We start from the raw sequence: 26,553 nt of genomic DNA on the forward strand, positions 1-26,553 counted from the left end.
GCCAGGCAACGCTTCGTGACACGCCACCTGTACGAAGAGGCGCTGCAAGCCAACGCGAGCCGGATGGCCGCGCAGCCATGGATGATGGCGCTCAGGCGCAAGACCGTGGAGCACCCCTTCGCCAGCATCAAGTACCTGATCCTGGGCAATGCCCGGTTGCTGATGAGACACACGAGCGGAGCGCGTGCGGAGTTCAGTCTGGCTGTGATGGCCTACAACCTCAAGCGGGTGTTCAACATGAAGGGAGCGCCCTGGATGCTCCAGGCGCTGGGGGGCTGAGGCCCTTGGGGGAATCGCTCGCCTAATGAAAAATGCCCCGCTCTCGCGGGGCATCTCGATCTAAGCGGGCGGCAGACTATTTACACAGACTGTCGCCGGGCGGCTTTTTCATTGGGGCCTCGCGGCCGGTCGATCAGTAGTAGCGCGAGCTGTTCATGCGGCGCATGGCGTCGTAGATCGTCGGCATGCGGGCTTCGCGGGCGCTTTCGGCCATGCGGGCCAGCGCATCGACCTTGGCGGCGGCAGCGGCCGGAACCTTGCCTTCCGACTCGTGACGCCACGTGGCGGCCTGCAGCTCCTGCATGATGCGCGGGTCGTTCTTGGCGGTTTCGAGGAAACGGGCATCGGCACGGGCCGCGGCGCGGCGGTGGGCCGCAGCGTTCCAGGTGCCTGCCACCGTGTCGCGCAGCGAACCGGCGAACAGCGCGATGCCGGCGAACACGGCGCCGCAGAGCACGGCCCAGCCGGCGAGCAGCGCGCCTTCGTCCCAATGGGTGACGAGGTTGTCGGCCACCACCGCCGCGGCGGCAAGCGCTGCGACGATCAGGAGGACGATCAGGGGACGCGAACCGTTGGCGCCCGCGCGGGCAGCCTTCAGGCGGGCAAACAGAACCTCGGCGCGATCGACGCCGGGATGGGAAGTGGGTTGGTCAACGTGGACGAAGCTGGTCATGATGAATCCCTCCTAGGGATGAATTACGGTGTCGATGGGGTGATATTAGGGTTTGCCCTAGTGTTTGGCTACTTTATCTTTCTGATGTTTATCATTCACAACACTGATGGACGTCAATTTCCGTACCCTCGACCTCAACCTGCTGCGCGTCTTCGACGAAGTGATGGCGGAGCGCAACCTGACGCGCGCCGCGCGCAATCTGTCGATCACCCAGCCGGCCGTGAGCAATGCCCTGCGCCGGTTGCGCGACGCCCTGGGCGACGAACTCGTGACGCGCGCGGGCGCCGGCGTCGAGCCCACGCCGCGCGCGCTGGCGCTCTGGCCCACGGTGCGCGACGCGCTGCGGCAGCTGCAGCACACGCTGGCGCCGGGCGAATTCGACGCGGCCTCGGCCGACAGCACCTTCGTTCTGGCCATGGCCGACGCGACCGCGGCCGAGCTCATTCCAGGCCTGGTGCAGATCGTCGAGAGGGAAGCGCCCGCCATCTCGCTGCGCGTGCTGCCGCTGACCACACGCGATCCGCGCCGCATGCTCGAGCAGGAAGAAGTCGACATGGCGGTGGGCTACTTCCCGGCCGTGATCGCCAGCCTCGCCGCCCGGGGCCAGTCGGGCGCAGGGGTGGCGTTCGAGACCCAGCGGCTCTACCTGGGCCAGTACGTCTGCGTGATGCGGCGCGGGCACCCGCTGGCCGACACGCCGCTCACGCTCGACGGCTACTGCGCCGCACGGCACCTGCTGGTGAGCTTTTCGGGCCGGCCCTACGGCTTCATCGACCAGACGCTCGGCGCGCTGGGGCGCGAGCGGCACATCGTGGTAACGGTGAACCAGTTCTTCACGGCCGGCCGGGTGGTGGCCAACTCGGATCTGCTGACGGTGCTGCCACGCCACTTCGTGACCGTGACCGGCATCGAGGACCAGCTGGTGCTGCGCGAGCTGCCGTTCGACCAGCCGATGGTGCATGTCGACGCGATCTGGCATCGGCGCGCCCAGCACGGGCACGCGCACGAATGGCTGCGCACCGCATTGATGCGCTCGGCCGCATCAGCGTTCGCCGATCCGGCGCTGGGCCGGCAGGCGGGCGGCCAGGGCTGAACGCAGGCGCTCAGCGAACGACGCTGAGCCAGGCGCTGGCGGCGATGCGCAGTTCCTGCGCCTGGTGCGCATTCATGCCGGCGCGCACGTCTGCGCTTTCCATCAGCGTGGCGGCATGGCTGCGCGGCAGGGCATCGGCCGGGGCGGAACGAAAGAATTGGGCCACTTGGGCAAGAAGGTTGGACATGGCGAGTGCGCTGCTTTTGGCTGCGCGAAGTAGTTGGTGCTTCAAGGATAAGGGTTATCCCTAGTATTTAAACCCCCTCCCTCATGCGCTTTGTGCATGGGCTGATTCCTCTAGACTGGCCCGACGATGAAGCTGCAACTGCTCTCCGACCTGCACCTGGAATCCCATCCGAACTTCGCTGCCGAGCCCGCACCCGGGGCCGACATGCTGGTGCTGGCGGGCGACATCGGCTCCTATCAGCAGGGCTCGCGCCTCGTCGACACCGACTTCGGCCTGGGCCGCTTCTCGCCGCGCCACGGCTGGCCCGTGCCGGTGGTCTACGTGCCGGGCAACCACGAATACGACAACACCGATTTCGACGAAACCCATGCCCGGCTTCGTGCGCTCTGCGACGCGCTCGACATCCGCTGGCTCGAGCGCGAGACCGCGGTGATCGAGGGCATCCGCTTCGTCGGCACCACGCTGTGGGCCGACTTCGACGCGCTCGTCGACCCGGCGGTCGACGGCCTGGCCGACGCGCTCAAGAAACGCGGCAAGGCGATGCGCGCGGCCGACTTCTACCTCGAGAAGGCGGCCACGGTCCGCCACGGGCAGCCGTTCATGTCGGCCGCGCTGCGCGAGCAGGCGCTCGCATGCCAGGCCTGGCTCGAACAGGCGCTGGCCGAACCGTTCGACGGCACCACCGTGGCCATCACGCATTTCGCGCCAAGCCTCGCGAGCGCCGATCCGCGCTACGGCCTCAGGCCGGGCACAGCCGGCTTCTGCAATGCGCTCGACCCGCTGCTCGCCCACGCGCAGCTGTGGCTGCACGGCCACCTGCACTGTCCGTTCGACTATGTGAAGAACGGCTGCCGCGTGGTGGCCAATCCGCTCGGCTACAAGGGCAAGGGCGAACAGGAAGGCTTCCGGCCGCATCTGCTGATCGATATTTCCTGACGAAAGAATCGCGCGTGCTCAACGGCTTGTGGCTGGGTTTCTTCCTCGTGGCGGCGCTCGCCGCCCTCGGCCGCTGGCTCGTCGGCGGCGATCCGGGCGTCTTCGCGGCCATCGTCGAAAGCCTGTTCGCGATGGCGCGGCTCGCGGTCGAGGTGATGGTGCTGCTGTTCGGCACGCTCACGCTGTGGCTCGGCTTCCTGCGCATCGCGGAAGCGGCGGGGCTGGTCGGCTGGCTTGCGCGGCTGCTCGGGCCGCTGTTCCGGCGGCTCATGCCGGACGTGCCCGCGGGCCATCCGGCGCTGGGGCTCATCACGATGAACTTCGCGGCCAACGCGCTCGGGCTCGACAACGCGGCCACGCCGATCGGCCTGAAGGCCATGCGCGAACTGCAGCGGCTCAATCCCGACCCGGTCACCGCCACCAACGCGCAGATCCTGTTCCTCGTGCTCAACGCCTCGTCGCTCACGCTGCTGCCGGTGACGATCTTCATGTACCGCGCGCAGCAGGGCGCCGCCGATCCGACGCTGGTGTTCCTGCCGATCCTGCTCGCCACCAGCGCATCGACGCTCGCCGGCCTGCTCGCGGTGGCGGCCGTGCAGCGGCTGCGGCTCTGGGACCCGGTGGTGCTGGCCTACCTGGTACCGGCCGCGCTGCTGCTCGGCGGCTTCATGGCGCTGCTCGGCAGCCTCTCGGCGGCAGCGATCGCCGCGCTGTCGTCGCTGACGGGCAACCTGGCGCTGTTCGGCGTGATCGTCGCTTTTCTCGTGGCCGGCGCGGTGCGCCGCATCAAGGTCTACGAGTGCTTCGTCGAAGGCGCGAAGGAAGGCTTCGACATCGCGAAGAACCTGCTGCCCTACCTCGTCGCCATGCTGTGCGCCGTGGGGGTGCTGCGCGCATCGGGCGCGCTCGACGCCGCGCTGGCGGGGCTGCGCTGGCTGGTGGAGATGGGCGGCTGGGACACGCGCTTCGTCGATGCGATGCCGACCGCCCTGGTCAAGCCCTTCTCGGGCAGCGCGGCGCGCGCGATGCTGATCGAGACCATGCAGAGCCAGGGTGTCGATAGCTTTCCCGCGCTCGTGGCCGCCACCATCCAGGGCAGCACCGAGACCACCTTCTACGTGCTCGCGGTGTACTTCGGCGCCGTGGGCATCCAGCGCGCCAGGCATGCGGTGGCCTGCGCCCTCCTGGCCGAAGCGGCCGGCGTGGCCGCGGCCGTCGCGGTCTGCTACTGGTTCTTCGGCTGAAACCGAGCGCGCAAGCCTGACTTCTCATCCGTTCGCGACGATGCCGCTTGCAGGGCGCTGGTCGAGGTAAGCTCCTGCGCATGCCCTCTGAGCGCAGCCCTGCAACAAAGCCGCCGGACACAGGATTTGCCGCGCTGGTGACCAGCATTCGCCAGGTGCACGAAGAGTGCGCTGTCCGGGCGACCCGCGCCGTCAACATCAGCCTCACTTGGCGCAACTGGCTGATCGGCTCCCACATCCACCACTACGAATTGCAAGGCGCCGATCGCGCCCGCTATGGGGACAAGCTGCTGGTCGAACTGTCGGAAGCCTTGCGCGCTCAAGGCGTCAGCAACAGCGGCAAACGCCAGCTGTATGGCTACCTGGCCTTCTACAGGGCCTATCCGCAGATTGTGCGGGCGGTGTCCGCACAATCTGCGGCCCTGCATCCGCCCACGGCCCCGGAAGGAAAAGTGCGGACGGCGTCCGCACCATCGCCCACCACCGTTTCCTCAACCGACCCCGAACTGCTCGTCACTCGGCTTTCCTACAGTCACTTCGAGCAGTTGGTCGAGCTCGACGACGCACCGCAGCGAGCCTTCTACGAAGCCGAAGCACTGCGCGGGAACTGGTCCGTGCGCGAACTCAAGCGCCAGATCGCGAGCCAGTATTGGCAACGCAGCGGACTGTCCATCGACAAAGCCGCACTTTCGAAACGCACCCATGAGGGTGCGGAGCAGAACGCGCCGCAGCAGGTCATTCGCGATCCCTACGTGTTCGAGTTTCTGGGCCTCAAACCCCAGGAAGTGGTGACCGAAGGCCAACTCGAGGACGCGCTGCTCGAAAAGCTTCAGGGGTTCCTTCTGGAACTGGGCCACGGCTTCTGCTTCGAGGCGCGGCAAAAGCGCCTCCTGATCGGAGGCGAGCACTTCTTCGTGGACCTGGTCTTCTATCACCGCGTCCTCAAATGTCATGTGCTTATCGAACTCAAGAACGACGCGTTCCGCCATGAGCATCTGGGACAGCTCAACAGTTACGTGGGGTACTACAAGCAGCATGAAATGAGCGATGGCGACCAGCCACCGATCGGCATTCTTCTGTGCACACGAAAGAACGTTGAACTCGTGGAATACGCATTGGCGGGCATGAGCAATCAGTTGTTTGTGTCGCGATACCAGGTGCAGTTGCCAGAAAAGGAAGAGATCGCCGCGTTTCTGCACAAGGCGGTAGAGGAGCTGAGGAGCGCGTGAACACGAGGGAGGGCCATGTTCGATCTGCTCCGCAGGCTGTCGATCTACACCCCGTACGTGACCGAGGGAATGACGGCCCCGCCAGCGGCACTGCCGGCAGCTGAGCCAGAATAGCCCTTCCCTGCCTTCCAACGCGCCGCTTCTTCCGTGACCACCTCCCGCCGGGCCCAGCCCCCGACCTTCTCGCCCGCTGAATTCCGCGCGGCGCTCGGCATGTTCGCCACCGGCGTGACCATCGTCACCGCGCGATCGGCCGAGGGCACGCTGGTCGGCCTTACTGCCAATTCGTTCAACTCGGTCTCGCTCGCGCCGCCGCTGGTGCTTTGGAGCCTCTCGCGTGCCGCGGCCTCGATGCCGGCGCTCAGCGCGGGCTCGCACTATGCGGTCAACATCCTGGCGGCCGACCAGAAAGCGCTGGCCGAGCGCTTCGCCACCAAGAACATCGACCGCTGGGTCGACGTGGCCTTCACCGAAGGACTCGGCGGCGCGCCGGTGCTCGCGGGCGCGGCGGCGAGCTTCGAATGCTTCAACCGCAGCCGCTACGACGAAGGCGATCATGTGATCTTCGTGGGCGAGGTGGAGCGCTGCACGCACGACGACACGGCATCGCCGCTGCTCTTTCACGGCGGGCGCTTCTACACCGAACATCCGCTCTGACCGGCGCCTTCTGCGGCGCACAAGAAAAACAAGACCCATGATCCAGCGCAAGACCCACCTCGACTCTTTGGCCATCGGTCTGCTCGTCGCCTGCTGTGCCTTCTGGGGGCTGCAGCAGATCCTCATCAAGACCACCGTCACCGAAGTGCCGCCGCTCTGGCAGGCCTCGATCCGCATGGCAGGTGCGGTGCTGCTGCTGTGGCTGTGGTGCGTGTGGCGGCGCGTGCCGCTGTTCGAGCGCGACGGCACGCTCGGAGCCGGCCTGCTCGCGGGGCTGCTGTTCGCGGGCGAGTTCGCGGGCATCTACCTGGGGCTGCAGAACACCAGCGCGTCGCGGCTCACGGTGTTTCTCTACACCGCGCCGTTCTGGGTGTCGCTGCTGCTGCCGCGCTGGGTGCCGTCGGAGCGGCTGCGCGGCTTCCAGTGGCTGGGCCTTTTGATCGCGTTCGCGGGCGTGGTGCTGGCCTTCAGCGAAGGCTTCGGCCACATGAGTTCGACGCAGCTCGTCGGCGACGCCATGGCGCTCGGGGCCGGCATGCTCTGGGGCCTGACGACGCTCACGCTGCGCACCACGCGCCTCGCCACGGCGAGCGCCGAGAAGACGCTGTTCTATCAAGTGGCAGTCACCGCCGCGGTGTGCCCGCTGCTGTCGCTCGTGCTCGGCGAGTCGTGGGGTTTCTCGTACTCCGCCTGGGCCTGGACCTCGATCGCGCTGCAGACCGTGGTCGGCGCATTCGCGAGCTATCTCGCGTGGATGTGGCTGCTGCGGCACTACCCGGCCACGCACATGTCGTCGTTCACCTTCCTCACGCCGCTGTTCGCGCTGGTGTTCGGCGTCGCGCTGCTGAAGGAGCCGCTCACGGCACAGCTGATCGTGGCGCTCGTGGGCGTGGCGGTCGGCATCGTGCTCGTGAATCGGCGGCCCGCAGTGCCGAAGGTGCACCGGTGAGCCATTTCCAGCACGTCCTCGACGAGATCGTCGACACCCTGCGGCCGCAGCTCGGCCAGGGCGGCACGGTCGCAAGCTACATCCCTGCGCTCGCCTCGGTCGATCCGCGCCAGCTCGGCATCGCGCTGCGCACCTGCGAGGGCGAGGAAGCCGGCGCCGGCGACTTCGAGACGCCGTTCTCGATCCAGAGCATCTCGAAGCTCTTCACGCTCACGCTCGCCATGCAGCGCGTGGGCGATGCGCTGTGGGAGCGCATCGGACGCGAGCCCTCGGGCAACCCTTTCAACTCGCTGGTGCAGCTCGAGAACGAGCACGGCAAGCCGCGCAACCCGTTCATCAATGCGGGCGCGATCGCGGTGGCCGACCGGCTCGTGAGCCAGGCGCTGCAGGCGGGCGGCAGCGCCAAGGCCGACATCCTCGCGCTGATGGCGAGCCTCTGCGACGAGCCGATTGCCTTCGATAGCGAAGTGGCGCAGTCGGAGGCCGCCACCGGGTTCCGCAATGTCGCGCTCGCCAACTTCATGAAGAGCTTCGGCAAGATCGACAACGACGTGGGTGCGGTGCTCGACACCTATTTCCACCAGTGCGCGCTGCGCATGAGCTGTCGCCAGCTCGCGCGCGCCGCGGCCTTCCTGTGCCGCGACGGCGCGCATCCGATCGACGGCCGCGCCGATGTCACGGGCGAGCGGCAGACACGGCGCATCAACGCGCTGATGCTGACCTGCGGCACCTACGATGCCGCCGGCGACGTCGCCTTCTCGATCGGCCTGCCCTGCAAGAGCGGCGTCGGCGGCGGCATCGTGGCCGTGGTGCCCGACCGGCTCACGCTCTGCGTCTGGTCGCCCGCGCTCGACGCGTCGGGCAACTCGCTGCTCGGCATGAAGGCGCTCGAACTGTTCGTTGCGCGCACCGGGCTGTCGGTGTTCTGAGGCCGGCGCGGCGCGCCCCGGCGCTCATGGCGTCAGGCGACAATGCCCGCGCAAGATCACGCATGCCCCGAATGACCGAACCCACCGACACCGACGACACCCCGCCCCTGCACGAACCCCGCCTCTGGCGCGACGGCCTCTGGACCGCCCGCGTGATCAAGAACGAGGACGACGACGGCTGGGCCGTCGAGATGACGCGCCATGGCGACCCCGAGCCCGCGCTCGTCGGCCCATGGACCATGGGCCGCGACAAGAAGAACCCCAAGCCGCTCGACGGCCCGGCGTTCTCCACGCTCGTGAAGACCGCCGCCGAGGTCATCCGCCGACACGAGCAGCAGCTGCATGCCACGCTCAACAAGCACGTGACCGTGACCACGCGCGACGACCGGCGCGTGCGCGTGTCGCTCGCGATCGTGCCCGACGAGGACAACCCCTCGGCCACGCTCGCGGCGCACGACGCTGCGGACGACACGGAACTGGCGAGCGTGAGCGTGTCGCCCGCGTTCCGGCTCACCACGTCGAGCGCTGCCGCGTGGATCGAATCGGGCTACGCGCGTCCGCGGGGTTAGCAAGCCCCACAGGCGCTGCGCGCGAATAACACACGTTTCGCACATTCGCCAATTAGCGAAACAGCGTATGTTCACGCGAGGGTGAATCGAGGAAGAATTCGCCCCAACGAGCAATCGTTACCAGTCATTCGACGCCCGCTGCCAGTGCTGCCAGCGAGGTGTCGGGCAATAAAGCCCGAATCGGTTTCACCACCGGTTCGGGCTTTTTGTTTTTTCGGTCGCAACAACGCCTTTTCAAAACGGATGCGCGGCATCCGGTGGCGCAGCTTTGCCCGAAGAAAAAGCACTGGCAGCACAGCGCTCGTTTGCAGGGGCCGCGCGGCGGGAGGAGACACCCAAATCGCAGTTCCGAAGGTCGGATGTTCCTGATGACTCGCACAAAACCAAAGCAAAGGAATTTGACATGACGAACGCTTTCAACCGCCGCCAGGTCGTGAAGACCGGGGGCTCGATGATCGTGCTGGGTGCCGCCGGCGGCGTGGGCGGCCTGGCCCGCGCGCAGGACGGCGCCAGCGTGAAGCTCGGCCTGCTGCATTCGCTCTCGGGCACGATCGCCATCGCCGAAGCCTCGCTGGTCGATGCCGAGAAGCTGGCGATCGAGGAGATCAATGCCGCCGGCGGCGTGCTCGGCAAGAAGATCGAGGCGGTGGTCGAAGACGGCGCGAGCGAGAACTCGGTGTTTGCCGAGAAGGCCCGCAAGCTGCTCGAGCGCGACAAGGTCGCGGCGATCATCGGCTGCTACACCTCGGCTTCGCGCAAGGCACTGCTGCCGGTGCTCAACCAGGCCAAGGGCCTGCTGTTCTATCCGACCTACTACGAAGGCCAGGAGCAGGACAAGCGCGTGTTCTATCCCTCGCAGGAAGCCACGCAGTCAGTGATCGCAGCCGTGGAGTGGATGGCGCGCGAGAAAGGCAAGAACTTCTTCCTCGTCGGCTCCGACTACATCTATCCGCGCACCTGCAACAAGATCGCCAAGCCCGCCATCGCGAAGGCCGGCGGCAAGGTGCTTGGCGAAGAATACGCACCGCTGGGCCACACCGAGTTCTCGTCGATCATCAACAAGATCAAGGCCGCCAAGCCCGACTGCATCTACAGCACGGTGGTGGGCGGGTCGAACGTGGCCTTCTACAAGCAGCTGCGCGCGGCGGGCCTGGACGGCGCCAAGCAGGTGCTGCTCTCGACCGTGGTGTCCGAGAACGAGATCGACGGCATCGGCAAGGACAACGCCGCGGGCTACTACGCCTGCATGGGCTACTTCCAGAGCATCAAATCGCCGGCCAACGAGAAGTTCGTGAAGGCCTTCAAGGCCAAGTACGGTCAGGAGCGCGTGATCGGCGACCCGATGGAGGTGGCCTACAACAGCGTGTACCTGTGGAAGCTGGCGGTGGAGAAGGCCAGGTCCTTCGACGTCGACAAGGTCACGGCCGCCGCCGCGGGCGTGGAGATCGAGGCACCCGAAGGCACCGTGCGCGTGCACGCCACCAACCACCACGTCTGGAAGAAGGTGCGCGTGGGCCGTGCGCGGCCCGACGGGCAGTTCGACATCGTGTGGGAATCGCCGCAGCTGGTCGAGCCCAACCCCTTCCCGAAGGTCTGAACGCGATGAACTTCGACATCGCGGTGATGCAGGTGTTCAACGGCGTGAGCCTGTTCACCATCCTGCTCTTGATGGCGCTCGGGCTGGCCATCGTGTTCGGCCTGATGGGCGTCATCAACATGGCGCACGGCGAGCTGATGGCGCTGGGCGCCTACATGACCTACCTGGCCGCGCGCTTCTTTGCGCACTTCGCGCCAGGCTTCATGGACCTGTACCTGTTCGCTGCGATTCCGTTCGCGTTCACCGTGACCTTCGCGTTCGGCTATGCGCTGGAGCGGGGTTTCATCCGCTTCTTCTACGACCGGCCGCTGGACACCCTGCTCGCCACATGGGGCCTGAGCCTCATGCTGCAGCAGACTTACCGCTCGATCTTCGGCGCGCAGGAAGTGAGCGTGCCGCTGGCCTCGTGGCTCGCCGGTGCCTGGGAGCCCACCGCGGGCATCCAGCTGCCGCTGAATCGCATCTTCATCGTCGGGCTCACGGCACTGGTCGCGGTCGGCGTGTACCTGCTGCTGTACCGCACGCCGTGGGGGCTGAAGGTGCGCGCCGTCACCCAGAACCGCGCCATCGCCGGCGCGGTGGGCATCGACACGCACCGCGTCGACGCGATGACCTTCGCGCTGGGCTCGGGCCTGGCGGGCATCGCGGGCGCGGTGTTCACGATGATCGGCTCGACCAACCCGGGCACGGGCCAGCTGTACATCGTCGACTCGTTCATCGTGGTGGTGTTCGGTGGCGTGCAGAGCCTCATCGGCACCGCGCTCTCGGGCTTTGCCATCGCGCAGTCGCAGACCTGGCTCGAGTACCTCATGAGCGGCTCGATGGCAAAGGCCACGATCCTGCTGCTGGTGATCGCGGTGCTGTACTTCCGGCCCCACGGCCTGTTCGCCACGCGGTCGAGGAGCTGAGGCATGCACGGACTTTCTGCTGAACGCCAGCGCGACATCGGCGCCATGCTGGCCGTGCTGGTGCTGCTCGCCGTGGTGCTGCCGCTCACGCTCGACCCCTTCCGCCTCAACCTCGTGAGCAAGTACCTGGCCTTCGCGTTCGTCGCGGTGGGTGTGGTGCTCACCTGGGGCTACGGCGGGGTGCTGAGCCTGGGCCAGGGCATGTTCTTCGGCCTGGGCGGCTACATGATGGCGATGTTCCTCAAGCTCGAGGCGTCCGCACCCGAGCTGCCGGACTTCATGGTGTGGAGCAGCGTCGAGCAGCTGCCCGCATGGTGGCAGCCGTTCCATTCGCTGGGCTGGACGGTCGTGGGGATCCTCGTCGTTCCTGCGGTGCTGGCGTATGTGTTCTCGTACGCGATCTTCAAGCGGCGCGTGAGCGGCGTGTACTTCGCGATCGTCACGCTCTCGCTGGCGCTCACCCTAACGGTGGTGGTGGTCGGCCAGCAGGGCGACACCGGTGGTGCCAACGGCATTACCGACTTCCGCACGCTGCTGGGATGGGACATCGTGGGCGACGAAGCCAAGCGCACGATGTACTTCGTCGAGGTGGCGGCCATCGCGCTGGTGATGGCGGTGTCGCTCGCCATCGTGCGCAGCCGTTTCGGCAAGCTGCTGATCGCCATCCGCGACAAGGAAGACCGCGTGCGCTTCAGTGGCTACAACACGGCGCACATGAAGGCCTTCGTGTTCGCGGTGGCCGCCGCGCTGTCGGCGATCGGCGGCGCGTTCTACAGCCTGCAGGTCGGACTCATCGCGCCGAGCGTGATCGGCGTCGTGGCCTCGGTCGAGATGGTGATCTACGCGGCGGTCGGCGGCCGGCTGTCGATTCCGGGCGCGGTGGTCGGTGCGCTGTTGATCGGCTTTCTCAAGTCGTACTTGTCGGAGACCTTTCCCGAGGGCTGGCTGTACGTGCTGGGCGCGGTGTTCATCCTGGTGGTGTGGGCAATGCCGAACGGGCTCGCGGGCCTGGGCGACAAGCTCGTGCGCCGACGTGCCGTGGTGGAGGTTCCCCCATGAACGCAACGATGACGATGTCCAACGGCGGGCTGCCGCAGGCCGCCTCGGCCGTGCCGCCCTCGAACGAGCAGATCCTGCGCATCGAGGACCTGACCGTGTCCTTCGACGGCTTCAAGGCCGTGGACGGCCTGAGCCTCTCGGTCGAGCGCAACGAGCTGCGCGTGATCATCGGCCCGAACGGCGCCGGCAAGACCACGCTGCTCGACATGGTGTGTGGCAAGACCAAACCCAGCGCAGGCCGCGTGCTGTTCAACGGCCAGGACCTCGGTCGCCTCAACGAGTACGAGATCGTGCGCGCCGGCGTGGGCCGCAAGTTCCAGACTCCCTCGGTCTACGAAGACCTGTCGGTGCTCGAGAACTTCGAAATCTCGCTGCCGCGCATGCACGGCCTGCTGCAGTCGCTGACCTTCCGTCGCACGCGCGCCCTGCGCGAACGCATCGATGCGATGGCCGAGGAAGTCTTCCTGTCCGATCGCCTCGACCACCGCGCCGGGCAGCTCAGCCACGGGCAGAAGCAGTGGCTAGAGATCGGCATGCTGCTGATGCAGGAGCCCGAGCTGCTGCTGCTCGATGAGCCCGTGGCGGGCATGAGCCCGCGCGAGCGCGAGCAGACGGGCGACCTGCTGCGCCGCGTCTCGGCGGGCAAGTCGGTGGTCGTCATCGAGCACGACATGGACTTCGTCAAGCGCATCGCACACCGCGTCACGGTGCTGCACCAGGGCAAGTTGCTGAGCGAAGGTACAGCCGCCGAAGTGCAGGCCGACCCGCGCGTGATCGACGTGTACCTCGGCCACTGAACGAAGGAGAAATGCTGATGCTCGAAGTCTCCGAACTCAATGTCGCCTACGGCGAATCGCACGTCATCCGCGACGTCTCGTTGCGCGTCGCACCCCGCGAGGCGGTGGCGATCATGGGCCGCAACGGCATGGGCAAGACCACGCTGTTGAAGTCGCTGATCGGCCTGCTGCCCGCGCGCAGCGGCCGCATCCTGCTCGAGGGAAGCGAACTCACGGCGCTGCCGAGCTACCAGCGCGTGGCGCAAGGCCTGGCTTTCGTGCCGCAGGGGCGCATGGTGTTTCCGTTCCTCACGGTGGAGCAGAACATCCTGGCCGGAGCGGCCAAGTCGGGCCACCGCACGGTGCCCGACTACCTCTACACCTTCTTCCCGGTGCTCAGGGACATGAAGCAGCGCAAGGCCGGCAACCTCTCGGGCGGCCAGCAGCAGATGCTGGCGATCGCGCGCGCGCTGATCTCGGAGCCGAAAGTGCTGATCCTCGACGAGCCCACCGAGGGCATCCAGCCTTCGATCATCAAGGAGATCGCGCAGACGCTCAACGTGCTGCGCGCCGAGCGCGGTTTTGCCGTCGTGGTTTCGGAGCAGGTGCTGAGCTTCGCGCTCGCGCTGGCGGACCGCTTTCTCGTCATCGACCGGGGCCGCATCGTGCATGACGAAGCGCGGGCCACGCTCGACCAGGACAAGGTCAGGTCGTTCCTGACCGTGTGAGCCCTTCTCTTTTTCCCTTCAACCACCCTCCAGGAGCAACGTCATGAGACATGGTGATATTTCGAGCAGCAACGATTGCGTCGGCGTCGCGGTCGTCAACTACAAGATGCCTCGCCTGCATACCAAGGCCGAGGTGCTGGCCAACGCACGCAAGATCGGCGAGATGCTGGTCGGCATGAAGAAAGGGCTGCCGGGCATGGACCTAGTGATCTTCCCGGAGTACTCGACCCACGGGATCATGTACGACGCCAAGGAGATGTACGACACCGCGTCGGCCATCCCCGGCGAAGAAACCGCCATCTTCGCGGACGCCTGCCGCCGCGCCAACGTGTGGGGCGTGTTCTCGCTGACCGGCGAGCGCCATGAGGAGCATCCGAACAAGGCGCCCTACAACACGCTGATCCTCATGAACAACCAGGGCGAGATCGTCCAGAAGTACCGCAAGATCATGCCGTGGGTTCCGATCGAGGGCTGGTATCCGGGCGACTGCACCTATGTGAGCGACGGCCCGAAGGGCATGAAGATGAGCCTCATCATCTGCGACGACGGCAACTACCCCGAGATCTGGCGCGACTGCGCGATGCGCGGCGCCGAGCTCATCATCCGCTGCCAGGGCTACATGTACCCCGCGAAGGAGCAGCAGATCATGGTCTCGAAGGCCATGGCCTTCATGAACAACACCTACGTGGCCGTGGCCAACGCGGCGGGCTTCGACGGCGTGTACTCGTACTTCGGCCACTCGGCGCTGATCGGCTTCGACGGCCGCACGCTCGGCGAATGCGGCGAAGAGGAAATGGGCATCAACTACGCCGAGCTGTCGATGGGCCTGATCCGCGATGCGCGCAAGAACGGCCAGTCGCAGAACCACCTGTTCAAGCTCGTGCACCGCGGCTACACCGGGACCATCAACTCGGGCGATGGCGACAAGGGTGTGGCCGCCTGCCCCTACAACTTCTACACGCAGTGGATCAACGACCCCGAGGGCACGCGCGAGCGGGTGGAGTCGTTCACGCGCAGCACGGTCGGCACGCCCGAGTGCCCGATCGAGGGCATTCCGAACGAGCCCGCGAAGCACCGCTGAGCCACTGCGGCGCCCCGCCATTCCCTTCAACGCAAGAAAAAGAGGTATGCCATGAGTCAGACGCATGTCGACGACGAGGTGCTCGGCGACGAGTACGAGCACGACCCGGTTCCGCTCTCCAAGCGGCGCAGCACCTTCTCGGTCTCGATGGTGTGGCTCGGGTTCCCGATGATCATCACGGGCGCCATGACGGGCTCCATCCTGGTGGCAGGCATGGGCTTCCAGTCCGCACTGCTCGCGATGATCGTTGGCAACCTGTTGATGTTCGCGTACGTCGGGTCGCTCGGCGTGCTGGGCACGGCGCGCGGCCACAACTTCGCGCTGCTGGCCAGCGCCAGCTTCGGCAAGAAGGGCTACGTGTTCGCCTCGGGCCTGCTGTCGACGTTGCTGCTGGGCTGGTACGCGGTGCAGACCGGCATCACGGGCAACCTGATGCACACGGCCTTCAAGATCGACTACCTGACGATGACCATCGCGGCCGGCGTGCTGTACCTGGGCATCACCTTCGTCGGCATTCGCGGCCTGCACTGGATCGGCATGGTGTCGGTGCCGATGTTCGTGGTGCTGGGCGGCTGGGTCGCGTTGCATTCGGCCGGCGCGGCGGGGTGGGACAAGGTGCTCTCGTACGCCGGCACGCAGCCCGCGCTGCCGATGTCCTTCGGCATCGGGCTGACCATCGTGGTGGCGCTGTTCATCGACGCGGGCACGGTCACGGCGGATTTCAACCGCTGGGCCGCCGACCGCAAGAGCTCGCTGATCGCCACGGCCTGCGCCTTTCCCGTGGCCAACCTGGTCGCGATGCTGGTCGGCGGCATCATGACGGCCGCACTGGCGCTGCCGCAACCGCAGCCCTTCGGCCTGGACAACATGTTCGGCTACCTGCTCGCGCAGAACGCGCCATGGCTTGCCGTGGTGGCCTTCGTGTTCCTGCTGTGCAACCTGGGCTCGGTGTGCGCGCACTGCCTCTACAACTCGGCCGTCGGCTGGTCGCGCATCGGCAACGGCCGCATGCGCGTGTTCGCCGTGGTGCTCGCCGCGGTGGGCATCGCGATCGCCGCAGCCAACGTGTGGGCGCTCTTCATTCCGTGGCTGTCGCTGCTGGGCATCCTGGTGCCGCCCATCGGCGCCATCCTGATAGCCGACCTGTACTTCGTGCGGCCGGGCGCCGCCATCGGTGCCGACTGGCGCCCGCGCGCCTTCATCGCCTGGGGCGTGGGCTCGCTGGTGGCGTACGCCACCGAGACGATGGCGCCGCAATTGTCGACCGCGGTAGCGGCCTTCATCGCGGCAGGCGTGTGCTACTTCGTGCTCCACGTCGGCAGCGCCACGCCAGTGGCGGCGGCCGCGCCTTCCATCAAGAACTGAACACCTCTTTCGAAAGCGACATCGACCATGGACCACGAAATCTTCGAGCTCGGCGACGTGCCCCTGCAGCGCGGCGCGACGCTGCGCGATGCCAAGCTCGCCTACAAGACCTACGGCAAGCTCGACGCCGACAAGGGCAACGTGATCGTCTACCCGACCTGGTACTCGGGCCAGCACCACGACAACGAGTGGCTGATCGGACCGGGCATGGCGCTGGACCCCGAGAAGTACTTCATCATCGTGCCGAACATGCTGGGCAACGGCCTCTCTTCGTCGCCCAGCAACACGCCCGAGCCGTACAACCTGTCGCGCTTTCCGGACGTCACGCTCTACGACAACGTCACGCTGCAACACCGGCTGGTGACGGAGCAGTTCGGCATCGAGCAGGTCGCACTCGTGGTGGGCTGGTCGATGGGCGCGCAGCAGACCAACCAGTGGGGCTGCCTGTACCCCGACATGGTGAAGCGCATCGCGCCCTTCTGCGGCTCGGCGAAGACGGCGCCGCACAACATCGTGTTCCTCGAAGGCGTGAAGGCCGCGCTCACGGCCGACGCCGCATGGAACGGCGGCTGGTACACCACGCCGCCGACGCGCGGGCTGCGCGCGGTGGGCCGCGTGTACGCGGGCTGGGGCCTGTCGCAGCCCTTCTACATGCAGCAGCTGTGGCGCGAGCTGGGCTTCAGCTCGCTCGAAGACTTCCTGGTGGGCTACTGGGAAGGCTTCTTCCTGAAGAAGGACGCGAACAACCTGCTGGCGATGCTGTGGTCGTGGCAGCACGGCGACATCAGCGACAACCCGGTGTTCAAGGGCGACTTCGAGAAGGCGCTGGGTGCCATCCAGGCGCGCGCGATCGTGATGCCGGCGGAGCGCGACCTGTACTTTCCCGTGGCCGACAACGCGTGGGAGGTGTCGCACATGCCGAACGCCGAGTGCCGCCCGATCCCGGGCGTGTGGGGCCACTTCGCGGGCGGCGGCAGCAGCCCGGCCGACACCCGCTTCATCGACAGCGCCCTCAAGGAACTGCTCGCCACGCCATGAACGCCCCCATCCATGACCCGCTCGCCGCCCACCGCATCGAGACCGAGCCGTTCTACCGGCCCGCGGGCAACGAGGTGGCGCTGTACCGGCACGCCTACCGCCACCGCATGCCGCTGATCCTCAAGGGGCCGACCGGCTGCGGCAAGACGCGCTTCGTGGAGCACATGGCGTGGTCGCTCGGCCGTCCGCTGGTCACGCTCGCCTGCAACGAGGACATGACGGCCTCGGACCTGGTGGGGCGCTACCTGCTCGACGCCAACGGAACGGCCTGGCACGACGGACCGCTGACGCTCGCGGTGCGCCACGGCGGCATCTGCTACCTCGACGAGGTGGTCGAGGCGCGGCAGGACACCACGGTGGTGATCCACCCGCTGACCGACGCGCGCCGCATCCTGCCGCTCGACAAGAAAGGTGAGCTGGTGCATGCGCACCCCGACTTCCAGCTCGTGGTGTCGTACAACCCCGGCTATCAGAGCAGCGCAAAGGACATGAAGCCATCGACGCGCCAGCGCTTCGCCGCGCTGGAGTTCGACTACCCCGATGGCGCGCTCGAGGCCGAGATCGTCGCGCACGAGGCCGGGGTCGAGCCCGGGCTTGCCGCGAAGCTGGTCGCCATTGCGCACTGCTCACGCGAGCTCAAGCACCGCGGGCTAGACGAGGGCGTATCGACGCGCATGCTGATCTACGCGGGCGTGCTGATCCGCGACGGCGTGTCACCGCGCGACAGCTGCGACATGACGATGACGCGCGCCCTCACCGACGACCCCGACATGGCGAGCGCGCTGCAGGGCTTTGTCGAGGCGCAGTTCGGATGAACGACGGGCACGGCGCGCTCTCGCTGCTGGCGCGCGGGCTGGCCGGCATCGATGTCGACATGCAGCCGCTGGCCACCGCACGCGCCGTGCTCACGGGCCGCCGGCTGCTCTTGCCGGAGGGCGACGACACCGTGCGCCTGCACCGCGCTATGGTCGCGCATGCGGTCGCGCACCTGCGTTACTCCACGCCCGCGCGGCCGGCGCGCACGCTCAAGCCCTTGGGCATCGCCATCGTCTCGGCGCTCGAGGACGCGCGCGTCGAGCGCTTGCTGTGCCGCGATTTTCCCGGCCTGCATGGCTGGTTCACCGCCGCGCTACCGCCCGCACCCGATCCGCTGGACCTGCGCTTTGCCGCGCTGGTCGCACGCATGGACCGCGTGCTGCTGCGCGCCGACGCACAGGACGACAACCACTGGGTGAACAAGGCGCGACGCCTGTTCGACGAGACCGTCGCGCGCGCGGGGCTGGAGGACTACGACGCCTTCCGCGCCGTCGCTTCGGTCCTCGCCAACGACCTCGGCCAGATGCGCGTGCGCTTCGAGCCGCAGGACTACGCCGTGCCCGCGCTCTGGCGCGACGACAACAGCTACCTGTGGGATTTCGGCGATGCCGAGACACCGCCGGACGAAGCCGTCGCGCTGCAGCAGACCGGCGCGCGGCCGCCTCCGCCATCTTCCGAAGCACCGAACGACGGCAACGAAGCGCCACCCGAAGGCATTGCCGACATGGAACTCGGCCGCTACACCTACCCCGAATGGGACCGTGTGCAGGAGCGCCTGCGCCCCGACTGGTGCACGGTGATCGAGAAGCTGCCCGCGTGGCAGGGATTGGGCGCGGCGGGCGCGCCGGCGACGGCAGGCCATGAGCGCATGGTGCCGCTCACGCTGCCCCGCGCGCGCCACCTCGACCGCACGCACCGCCTGCGCCGGCAGTGGGAAGGCGACGACATCGACCTCAATGCGGCCATCGAGGTGCTGATCGACCGCCGCCTGCGCCTGCGGCCCGACGCGCGGCTTTTCATGCGGCCCGGCAAGGCGCCACGGCCGTCGAGCGTGCTGGTGCTGCTCGACCTCTCGGCATCGGCCAACGATCCGGGCCATGGCGATGGGACGGCTTCGCTGCTCGACCTGGAGAAGCAGGCCGCACTGCTGCTCGCCGCCTCGAACACGCGCGGCATCGACCGACTGGCCATCCATGGCTTCTCGTCGAACACGCGCGCCGAGGTGTATTACTACCGCCTGCTCGAATTCGGCCAGCCGCTCGCCGCGCCGTCGCGCGCCATGATCGGCGCGGTGCGCGGGCGCTACTCCACGCGCATGGGCGCCGCGCTGCGCCATGCAGCAACGCACCTGCAGGCCGAGCCCGCGGGGCCGCGTGCCATCCTGCTGGTGACCGACGGTGCGCCGTCGGACATCGACGTGCACGACCCGAAGTACCTCATCGAAGACGCCCGCCAGGCCGTGGTCGAGGCGCGCGATGCCGGCGTGCGCAGCGCGTGCATCGCGGTGGATGGTGCGGCCGATGCGTATGTGCGGCGCATCTTCGGCTGGCGCAACTATTGCATCGCCGACGATGCGCGCAGCCTGCCCGCGCGGCTGGCCCGCATGAGCACGCGGCTGGCCGCCGCCCATTGAGGGACCGAATGAAGAAGCACACGGAGGAGCACACAATGAGGGTCCACACATCCAGGAGACACCCCAGTGGCTGACAGGGACCCTCTGCGCGTCGGCATTCTTTATTCGGAGACCGGCGTCACCTCGACCATCGGCCTTTCGCAGCTGCAGGGCGCGCTGCTCGCCATAGAGGAAATCAACGCGGCCGGCGGTGTCGACGGCCGCGAGCTCGTCGGGGTGCGCTACGACCCGCAGTCGAACCCCGGGCGCTACGCGCAGCTGGCCGAGCAGCTGATCGTGCACGACCGCGTGAACGTGATCTTCGGCTGCTACATGTCGAGCAGCCGCAAGGCCGTGATCCCGGTGATCGAGAAGTGGAACAAGCTGCTGTTCTATCCCACGCTGTACGAGGGCTTCGAGTATTCGGGCAACGTCATCTACACGGGCGCCGCGCCGAACCAGAACAGCGTGCAGCTGGCCGAGTTCATGACGACCAACTTCGGCTCGCGCGTGTACCTGGTCGGTTCCGACTACATCTATCCGTACGAGTCGAACCGCATCATGGGCGAACTCGTCATGCAGCGCCCCGGCGGCGAGAAGCTCGGCGAGCGCTACGTGGCATTGGACGCTACCGAGAAGGACTACCGGGCGATCATGGCCGACATCCGCGACAAGCGGCCGGACTTCATCTTCTCGACCGTGGTGGGCGACTCCACGGCGAGCCTCTATCGGGCCTACGCCGAGGCGGGCTTCGATCCGAAGACGATGCCCATCTCGAGCCTCACGACCTCCGAGGCCGAGATCTCGCAGATGGGCCAGGGCGTGGCCACGGGGCACTTCACGGCGGCGCCCTACTTCCAGTCGATCGATTCGCCAGCCAACCAGCGCTGCCTGGCGCGGTTGCGCGGGCGCTTCGGTGACGGCTGCGTGCCCAACCTGTGCTGGGAAGCGTCGTACTTCCAGATGCACATCTTCGCCAATGCGTTCGCGCAGGCGGGCACGGACGACATCGCGCGGATCCTGCCGCACATCCTGGGCAGCGAGTTCGACGCGCCACAGGGCCGCGTCAAGGTCGATCCGGCCAACCACCACACCTGTCTCTATCCGCGCATCGGCCGGGTCGATGCGAACGGGCAGTTCACCATCGTCCGGCGCGCGACGCGCGCGGTCTACCCCGACCCCTACCTCGTCACCCATTCACTGGGCGACTGGACGGCACGGCTGGATTCGCTGGAACCTGCATCCCGAGAGGCCTGAGCGTGGACGCAACGGCACCCAAGCGACACACCCTGCGGGTGACGCCGACGCAGCTCAAGGAGCTGCGGCTGCTGAAGATCGCGGTCATCCACCCCGACGACGCCGACGGGCGGCAGCTCACCCAGCAACTGCAGCGCATAGGTTGCCAGGTGCAGGCCTTCTGGCCACCGATGCAGCACCTGCCCGAGGGCATCGACGTGGCCTTCATGGCGGTGCAGCCCGACCTCATCAACCTGCGCTTCGAATGGACCCAGAGCGACGACGCCCCGGCGGTGATCGCCGTCGTGACCTACGAGAACCCGACCATCGTCGAGGCTGTGCTCGAGATCCGCGCCAAGGCCGTGCTGCCCTCGCCGGTGCGCTCGTTCGGCCTGCTGTCGGCGCTGGTGGTCGCGCGCGAGGCGCACAAGGAAAGCCGCTCGCTCACGCGGCGCCTGCGCAAGACCGAGGCCAAACTGCTCGGCGTGCGTCAACTCGCCGAAGCCAAGGCCATCCTCATGAAGACGCACGACGTGACCGAGGGCCAGGCGCACGACCTTATCCGCGAACAGGCCATGAGCAAGCGCAGCACCATGGAAGACATTGCCGCAGCCATCGTCAACGCCAACGAGATCCTTTCGCTCGGCGCGCGCGGCAAGCCGGGCGGCTGAAGAAAGGCAGGCTCAGGCCTGGCGAAACGACGTGAGCACCTCCAGCACGCTGCGGGTGGCCCCGTCGAGCATCGCCGGCTGGCGGTGCGCAATGCCCACGCGGCGCGTGAGCTTCGGGCTCACCGGAAGGATCTGCACGCGCCCGTTGCCCGGGAGGTCGGTGCTCTTCTGCAACGGCAGCAGCGCGGCACCATAGCCGGCCGACACCAGGCTGCGGATGGCGGCGTCGTAATTGAGCTCGATGCGCGCGCGCGGCGCGAAGCCGGCCGCGGCGAACCACTCCATCGTGAGGCGGTACATGTGCGTGGTCGCCTCGTTGAAGATCAGCGGCTGCGCCGCGAGCCAGGCCGGCGTCACGCGCCGGGGCGCCTTCCAGCGCTGCGGCACGAAGGCCATCATCGGCTGCTCGCACCAGGGCGTCACGACGATGCCGCTCATCGGCGGCTGCGGCACCGCGACCAGGCCGATGTCCAGCGTGCCCGCGGCCAGCCGCGCCATGGCCTCGAAGGAGCCGCGGATGCTCACCTCCACGTCGATGCCCGAATGCTCTGCGCCCAAGGCTTCGAGCACCTGCGGCAGCAGGTCGACGAGCACGCCGGTGGACGTGCCGAGCCGCACGCGCCCCACGCGGCCTTCGGCCTGCCGCTTGACGGCCTCGATGGCATCGTCGGTGTCGCGCAGCAGCTTGCGGCCGCGCTCGACCAGCGCCGCGCCGGCCGCCGTAGGCGCGATGCGGCGGTTGCCGCGCACCACCAGCGACGCGCCGAGGCGCGACTCGAGTTCGCTGATGTGCAGGCTCACGGTCGGCTGCGCAAGGTGCAGCGCCTTGGCGGCGGCCGAGAAGCTGCCGAGATCGGCGATGGCAATGAGCGTGCGCAACTGGTCGAGGTTGAGGTGTCGCATGGGTGGAGCGGTTGGGTCGTCATATCAGCAACCCTGATCGGTGCCGTCAGCATTTTCAACTTCCACAATAGCACGCGACACCAGAAGATCGGCGCTCCAACCAAGGATCCCATCGTGACCGCGCCCAAGCCATCGTCCTTTCATCAACGCCTGATCCATGCCCTCGGCGGCTGGCGCCGCCGCGTGGTGAACGGCCGCCGTGCGCGCGATGCGCAGCGCCATCTGCGGTCGATGAGCGACCACGAGCTGCGCGACCTGGGCATCGGGCGCAGCGAATTGCCGGCCCTGATGGATCGCTACCGCTGAATTTGAGGTTCAATCCGGGGCGTGCCCCCCTCCACCGCAGCCTCCCTTCCTCCGCTTTCCATTGAGCTCACCTCGCCGCAGACCGTCGACGGCCGGCGTGCGGCGTTCCAGTCGCTCTGGCTCGTCGCGCGCATGAAGCATGCGCACGATACCGAGGGCGGGCTGGTGCGCCTGGCCGACCTGCGCGGCGAGGTGTCCGACGCGAGCACGCTGCGCATGGTCGTGAGCCGTGCGTTCCGCGATTTCAAGGCCTGGCAGCTCGACGTCGGCTGGGGCGAGGACACGCAGCGCGAGCCGCGCTTCCTCAACGCCGAGCGGCGCAGTCAGGGCCCGTTCTGGCTGCCCGCCGGCGAGGCCGCGCGGGTGCGCCTGCAGGTCGGCGGCCGTGCCGCCACGGCCGCCGAGGTGGCTTCGTTCCTGGGCCTGCGCACGCGGCGGCGCCCGGCGGCCGAGACCGGCTCGGCACCGCCCGACGCGGTGCACCTGCAGGACGCCGCCTTCTGGAAACAGCTGGTCGCCGCGCAGCAGGCCGCGCGCCAGGGCCGGCTCATGGCGCCCGTGGCAGGCGACGGTGCCGGCGGTGCGGCGGGCCCGCAGCCGGCGAGCGCGCTCGAATCGATCCGCCTGGCCGGCGGCCTGGCCGCCACCGATTTCCAGCGCGCGCTCGTCACGCTCAACGAGGCGATGCTGTGGCGCCGCCTCGGCGACAACGAGCAGGCGCGACGCCGGCTGCAGGCACTGAAGAAACAGCGCCTCGCCCACCATGTGGCGGGCAACGACTATCTTGGCGCGATGGAATGCATCGTCTCGGCCTGGTGCGCCTACACGGCACGCGACCTGCCGCTCGCCGAGTCGCTGCTCGGCGGCATGGCGGGCGACACCGCGCGGGCGCTGGTGCTGCGCCACCATCCCGACGTGCGCTTCGAATGGTGCAATCTCTGGGCGCTGGTGTGCCGCTCGCGCGCCCTTGGGCTGGCGGCTGGCGATGCGCAGGCCGCCGCGGCGCTCGCCGAGGAATCGCTGCGGCGCTTCGGCGAGGCGCTGGCGGCCGCCTTCGAATCTCACTCCTTCGATGCGGCCCAGCACGTGGCCGCGAACATGGGCATGGCGGCCTGGCTGTTCGACCGCGTGGGACTCTCCGACCTGCCGGCGCTCGCGCACGACGGCCACGCCGACACCACGCGCCGCGCAGTGCAGTGGATCGCGTTCAGCGAATGGCTCTGCGGCCACACCGACGGCCAGGGCCGCTCGGCCTGGAATGCGATCTACCTGATGCGCATCGCGCGCGGCCACTGCAGCGCCGGGCGGCAGCCCTCGCTCGCGCAGTTCCGCGCCCAGGTGCCGCTCGATCCGGCCGCGGTCTCGGCGCTGGCCGGACCGCTCGCCGATGCCTTCGACAGCCCCACGCACTGGCCTGCGCGCTGGGCCGACGTGGCCGCGGCCCGGCTCGCCGACCACCAGACCGGTCGCCGGCGCTACCCGGGCCTGCAGCATGGCAGCCTGTTGTTCGAACATGCCTGGTATGCGGCGCATGCGGGCGATCTGGAGGCGGCCGAACGCTCGCTGGCGCATTTGCGCGAGGCGTTGCCACGGCTCGTGCCGAGCGACCGTGCCTACTTCACCGAATCGTGGAACGACACGCTGCCAGCCGAACTCGTGCTCGAGGCCCGGCCGCCGCGTCGGCCCGCGGCGCGCAGTTCGACCTAGGCAGCGAGAGCCGCACTCACGCGCTCGCGCAGCACCGGCAGCACGTCGCGCTCGAACCACTGGTGGTGCTTGAACCATCCGGTGTTGCGTGGCGACGGATGCGGCAGCGGCATGAAGCGCGGCGCGTAGTCCTCGAAAGCCTGCACGGTCTCGGTGAGCCCGGCCTTGCGTGCAGCGCCGAGAAAGTGGCGCTGCGCATACTGGCCGACGAGCAGCGTCAGCGCGATCTGCGGCATCTGCGCAAGCAGCCGCTCGTGCCAGAGTGCGGCGCATTCGCGGCGCGGCGGCAGGTCGCCGCTTGCGCCGCGGCCCGGGTAGCAGTAGCCCATCGGCATGATCGCGACGCGCGATGCGTCGTAGAACATGTCGCGGTCGATGCCGAGCCAGCGGCGAAGCTGCTCGCCGCTTCGGTCGTCCCACGGTACGCCGGTGGCATGCACCGTCGCGCTCGGTGCCTGGCCGACGATCAACAGCCGCGCGCCTGCGCTCGCCTGCAGCACCGGCCGCGGGCCGAGCGGCAGGTGGGCCTCGCAGGCGCTGCAGGCGCGGATCTCCGCGAGCAGCACCTCGATGCGGCGACCGGCCATGCGCGCAGGCCTATGCGGCGGACGGCCCAAAAAACTTGTTGAGCTCGGCACCGGAAGCGGCGCCTTCGAAGTCGAAGCGCCCTTCGCCGGCCATGGCGCGCGCCGCGCGGTCGAAGCCGCCCCAGGCCGCGCGGGCCAGCGCACCGCCCACGCTGATGCGGCGCACGCCGAGCGCAGCCGCGTCCTGCAGCGTGAGCTCGCTCGACCAGCCGATCAGCAGGTTGATCGGCTTGGGCGAAACCGCGGCGACCACCGCCGCGATCTGCTCGCGCGTGCGGATCGCCGGCGCATAGAGGCAGTCGGCGCCGGCCGCGTCGTAGGCCTTCAGGCGCGCGATGGTGTCGTCGAGGTCGGGCCGCCCGACGATGAAGTTCTCTGCACGACCCACGAGCAGCGTGTCTCCGCCGGCCGCATCGATGGCCTGGCGCGCAGCACGCAGGCGCGCCACGGCGACGTCGATCGCGAACAGCGGGTCGGCGGCATCGCCGGTCGAATCCTCGATCGAGAGGCCCGCCACGCCGGTCTCGACCGCGAGCCGCACGCTCTCGGCCACGCCGTCGGCGTCGCGCCCGAACCCGTTCTCGAAGTCGGCGTTGACCGGCAGGTCGGTGGCCGCCACGATCTCGCGCAGGTGGGCGAGCACAACGTCGCGCGTCTCGGCACCGTCGGCCAGGCCTTGCGACCACGCATGCCCCGAGCTGGTGGTGGCCAGCGCCTTGAAGCCCAGCCCCTGCAGGTAGCGCGCGCTGCCCGCGTCCCAGGGGTTCGGAAGGATGAAACAGCCTTGTTCGTGGAGCGCGCGGAAATCGGCGCGTTTCTGGGTGACGGTACGGGTCATGTCGTCTCTCGGCTTTCTGAGAAGGGGAGGACGGCGTTTTAACCCAAGGCGCGAAACATTGCGTGCGGGCACCTTTCGGTGTTCTGATCGGCACCCATGCCCTACGTCATCCTGCTTCTCATCCACGTGCTCGCGGCCGCCTTCTGGGTCGGCGGCATGGCCACCCTGCACTTTGCCGTGCGCCCCGCCGTGGCCGCCACGCTCGAGCCGCCGCTGCGCCTGCCCACGATGGCTGCGGCGCTTCGGCGCTTCTTCGTCGGCGTCGACGCCGCCGTCACGCTGCTGTTCGCGAGCGGCTTCGCGATGATCATGCTGACGGGCGGCTTCCGCGGCGTGCATTGGCGTGTCCAGGCGATGATGGGCATCGCGCTCGTCATGGCCGGCGTCTACGTCTACATCCGCGCCGCGGTGTTCCCGGCGCTGCGCCGCGCGGTCGCGCAGAGCGCGTGGCCCGAGGCCGCCGCGCGGCTCGGCTCGGTGCGCATGCTCGTGAGCCTGAACCTCGCGCTCGGCGTGGCGGTGTTCGCGGTCGCGATCATCGGCCGCGCGGGCTGAGCGCGCTCGGTGCTCAGCGTTCGCC

At 68.0% G+C, this 26,553-nt stretch carries 28 protein-coding genes and 1 pseudogene; 24 read left to right on the top strand and 5 right to left on the bottom strand.

Annotation, left to right across the window (positions count from 1 at the left end):
• Positions 1–279, top strand: a pseudogene (locus tag AC3A6G_RS17725) (IS5/IS1182 family transposase); the annotation flags it as partial.
• A gap of 133 nt (positions 280–412) precedes the next feature.
• On the opposite strand, the gene AC3A6G_RS17730 reads toward AC3A6G_RS17725, so the two are convergent.
• On the bottom strand, positions 413–952 hold the full coding sequence (locus AC3A6G_RS17730; protein ID WP_487864421.1) for a hypothetical protein: 540 nt from the start codon (positions 950–952) through the stop codon (positions 413–415).
• A 106-nt stretch (positions 953–1,058) separates the two neighbouring features.
• On the opposite strand from AC3A6G_RS17730, the gene AC3A6G_RS17735 reads away from it, so the two are divergent.
• Positions 1,059–2,045, top strand: a complete 987-nt coding sequence (locus tag AC3A6G_RS17735; RefSeq protein WP_487860647.1) for a LysR family transcriptional regulator — start codon at positions 1,059–1,061, stop codon at positions 2,043–2,045.
• 10 nt (positions 2,046–2,055) lie between these two features.
• On the opposite strand, the gene AC3A6G_RS17740 is transcribed toward AC3A6G_RS17735, so the two are convergent.
• A complete protein-coding gene (locus AC3A6G_RS17740; RefSeq protein WP_487860648.1) occupies positions 2,056–2,232 on the bottom strand; it encodes a hypothetical protein in 177 nt (58 codons plus the stop codon).
• 126 nt (positions 2,233–2,358) lie between these two features.
• On the opposite strand from AC3A6G_RS17740, the gene AC3A6G_RS17745 reads away from it, so the two are divergent.
• From AC3A6G_RS17745 to AC3A6G_RS17835, 19 genes are all read left to right on the top strand, one after another.
• A complete protein-coding gene (locus AC3A6G_RS17745) occupies positions 2,359–3,168 on the top strand; it encodes a metallophosphoesterase (RefSeq protein ID WP_487874209.1) in 810 nt (269 codons plus the stop codon).
• A 14-nt stretch (positions 3,169–3,182) separates the two neighbouring features.
• Positions 3,183–4,412, top strand: coding sequence for a nucleoside recognition domain-containing protein (locus AC3A6G_RS17750; RefSeq protein WP_487874210.1), 1,230 nt, complete (start codon positions 3,183–3,185; stop codon positions 4,410–4,412).
• A gap of 80 nt (positions 4,413–4,492) precedes the next feature.
• A complete protein-coding gene (locus tag AC3A6G_RS17755; RefSeq protein WP_487864424.1) occupies positions 4,493–5,641 on the top strand; it encodes a PDDEXK nuclease domain-containing protein in 1,149 nt (382 codons plus the stop codon).
• A 147-nt stretch (positions 5,642–5,788) separates the two neighbouring features.
• Positions 5,789–6,298, top strand: a complete 510-nt coding sequence (locus AC3A6G_RS17760) for a flavin reductase family protein (protein ID WP_487860652.1) — start codon at positions 5,789–5,791, stop codon at positions 6,296–6,298.
• 37 nt (positions 6,299–6,335) lie between these two features.
• Positions 6,336–7,247, top strand: coding sequence for a DMT family transporter (locus AC3A6G_RS17765; protein WP_487874211.1), 912 nt, complete (start codon positions 6,336–6,338; stop codon positions 7,245–7,247).
• Entirely contained in the window at positions 7,244–8,176 is a 933-nt protein-coding gene (locus AC3A6G_RS17770; protein ID WP_487874212.1) for a glutaminase, read from the top strand. Before AC3A6G_RS17765 ends, AC3A6G_RS17770 begins: the two co-directional genes overlap by 4 nt.
• A gap of 71 nt (positions 8,177–8,247) precedes the next feature.
• The gene (locus tag AC3A6G_RS17775) at positions 8,248–8,745 is read left to right on the top strand and encodes a hypothetical protein (protein ID WP_487860655.1); all 498 of its coding nucleotides are present in this window, start codon (positions 8,248–8,250) and stop codon (positions 8,743–8,745) included.
• 403 nt (positions 8,746–9,148) lie between these two features.
• Complete coding sequence (gene urtA / locus AC3A6G_RS17780) at positions 9,149–10,342, top strand: urea ABC transporter substrate-binding protein (RefSeq protein ID WP_487874213.1); 1,194 nt, start codon at positions 9,149–9,151, stop codon at positions 10,340–10,342.
• Positions 10,343–10,347: 5 nt separating this feature from the next.
• Complete coding sequence (gene urtB, locus AC3A6G_RS17785; protein ID WP_487860657.1) at positions 10,348–11,250, top strand: urea ABC transporter permease subunit UrtB; 903 nt, start codon at positions 10,348–10,350, stop codon at positions 11,248–11,250.
• Positions 11,251–11,253: 3 nt separating this feature from the next.
• Positions 11,254–12,309, top strand: a complete 1,056-nt coding sequence (urtC, locus tag AC3A6G_RS17790) for an urea ABC transporter permease subunit UrtC (RefSeq protein WP_487874214.1) — start codon at positions 11,254–11,256, stop codon at positions 12,307–12,309.
• 14 nt (positions 12,310–12,323) lie between these two features.
• A complete protein-coding gene (urtD, locus tag AC3A6G_RS17795; protein ID WP_487864678.1) occupies positions 12,324–13,106 on the top strand; it encodes an urea ABC transporter ATP-binding protein UrtD in 783 nt (260 codons plus the stop codon).
• A gap of 17 nt (positions 13,107–13,123) precedes the next feature.
• Positions 13,124–13,813 carry an urea ABC transporter ATP-binding subunit UrtE gene (gene urtE, locus AC3A6G_RS17800; protein WP_487860659.1) on the top strand — a complete coding sequence of 230 codons (690 nt, stop codon included), beginning with the start codon at positions 13,124–13,126 and terminating at the stop codon, positions 13,811–13,813.
• A 43-nt stretch (positions 13,814–13,856) separates the two neighbouring features.
• A complete protein-coding gene (locus AC3A6G_RS17805; RefSeq protein WP_487860660.1) occupies positions 13,857–14,894 on the top strand; it encodes an aliphatic amidase in 1,038 nt (345 codons plus the stop codon).
• A 51-nt stretch (positions 14,895–14,945) separates the two neighbouring features.
• Positions 14,946–16,259: a purine-cytosine permease family protein gene (locus AC3A6G_RS17810; protein ID WP_487874215.1), complete on the top strand. Its 1,314-nt coding sequence runs from the start codon at positions 14,946–14,948 to the stop codon at positions 16,257–16,259.
• 27 nt (positions 16,260–16,286) lie between these two features.
• Positions 16,287–17,297, top strand: a complete 1,011-nt coding sequence (locus tag AC3A6G_RS17815) for an alpha/beta fold hydrolase (protein ID WP_487874216.1) — start codon at positions 16,287–16,289, stop codon at positions 17,295–17,297.
• On the top strand, positions 17,294–18,112 hold the full coding sequence (locus AC3A6G_RS17820; protein ID WP_487874217.1) for an AAA family ATPase: 819 nt from the start codon (positions 17,294–17,296) through the stop codon (positions 18,110–18,112). Before AC3A6G_RS17815 ends, AC3A6G_RS17820 begins: the two co-directional genes overlap by 4 nt.
• A complete protein-coding gene (locus tag AC3A6G_RS17825) occupies positions 18,109–19,746 on the top strand; it encodes a nitric oxide reductase activation protein NorD (RefSeq protein WP_487874218.1) in 1,638 nt (545 codons plus the stop codon). Before AC3A6G_RS17820 ends, AC3A6G_RS17825 begins: the two co-directional genes overlap by 4 nt.
• A 66-nt stretch (positions 19,747–19,812) precedes the next feature.
• Complete coding sequence (locus AC3A6G_RS17830; protein WP_487874219.1) at positions 19,813–20,982, top strand: transporter substrate-binding domain-containing protein; 1,170 nt, start codon at positions 19,813–19,815, stop codon at positions 20,980–20,982.
• 2 nt (positions 20,983–20,984) lie between these two features.
• Positions 20,985–21,632 carry an ANTAR domain-containing response regulator gene (locus AC3A6G_RS17835; protein ID WP_487860666.1) on the top strand — a complete coding sequence of 216 codons (648 nt, stop codon included), beginning with the start codon at positions 20,985–20,987 and terminating at the stop codon, positions 21,630–21,632.
• 12 nt (positions 21,633–21,644) lie between these two features.
• Here the strand turns inward: AC3A6G_RS17835 and AC3A6G_RS17840 are convergent, their stop codons facing one another.
• Positions 21,645–22,535: a LysR family transcriptional regulator gene (locus AC3A6G_RS17840; protein WP_487864434.1), complete on the bottom strand. Its 891-nt coding sequence runs from the start codon at positions 22,533–22,535 to the stop codon at positions 21,645–21,647.
• 114 nt (positions 22,536–22,649) lie between these two features.
• On the opposite strand from AC3A6G_RS17840, the gene AC3A6G_RS17845 reads away from it, so the two are divergent.
• Complete coding sequence (locus tag AC3A6G_RS17845) at positions 22,650–22,841, top strand: YjiS-like domain-containing protein (RefSeq protein ID WP_487860668.1); 192 nt, start codon at positions 22,650–22,652, stop codon at positions 22,839–22,841.
• Positions 22,842–22,862: 21 nt separating this feature from the next.
• Positions 22,863–24,548: a hypothetical protein gene (locus AC3A6G_RS17850; protein ID WP_487874220.1), complete on the top strand. Its 1,686-nt coding sequence runs from the start codon at positions 22,863–22,865 to the stop codon at positions 24,546–24,548.
• Here the strand turns inward: AC3A6G_RS17850 and AC3A6G_RS17855 are convergent.
• Positions 24,545–25,135, bottom strand: coding sequence for a uracil-DNA glycosylase family protein (locus AC3A6G_RS17855; protein WP_487874221.1), 591 nt, complete (start codon positions 25,133–25,135; stop codon positions 24,545–24,547). The two genes, AC3A6G_RS17850 and AC3A6G_RS17855, sit on opposite strands and share 4 nt — an antisense overlap.
• A 10-nt stretch (positions 25,136–25,145) precedes the next feature.
• Positions 25,146–25,973 (bottom strand): isocitrate lyase/PEP mutase family protein, encoded by an 828-nt coding sequence (locus AC3A6G_RS17860; RefSeq protein WP_487860671.1) that lies wholly within the window; start codon positions 25,971–25,973, stop codon positions 25,146–25,148.
• A 96-nt stretch (positions 25,974–26,069) separates the two neighbouring features.
• Here AC3A6G_RS17860 and AC3A6G_RS17865 point away from each other — a divergent pair, with 96 nt between their 5' ends.
• Positions 26,070–26,528, top strand: a complete 459-nt coding sequence (locus AC3A6G_RS17865) for a CopD family protein (protein ID WP_487874222.1) — start codon at positions 26,070–26,072, stop codon at positions 26,526–26,528.
• Positions 26,529–26,553: the final 25 nt, after the last annotated feature.

The organism is Variovorax sp. Soil_C_26 (genome assembly GCF_057657075.1).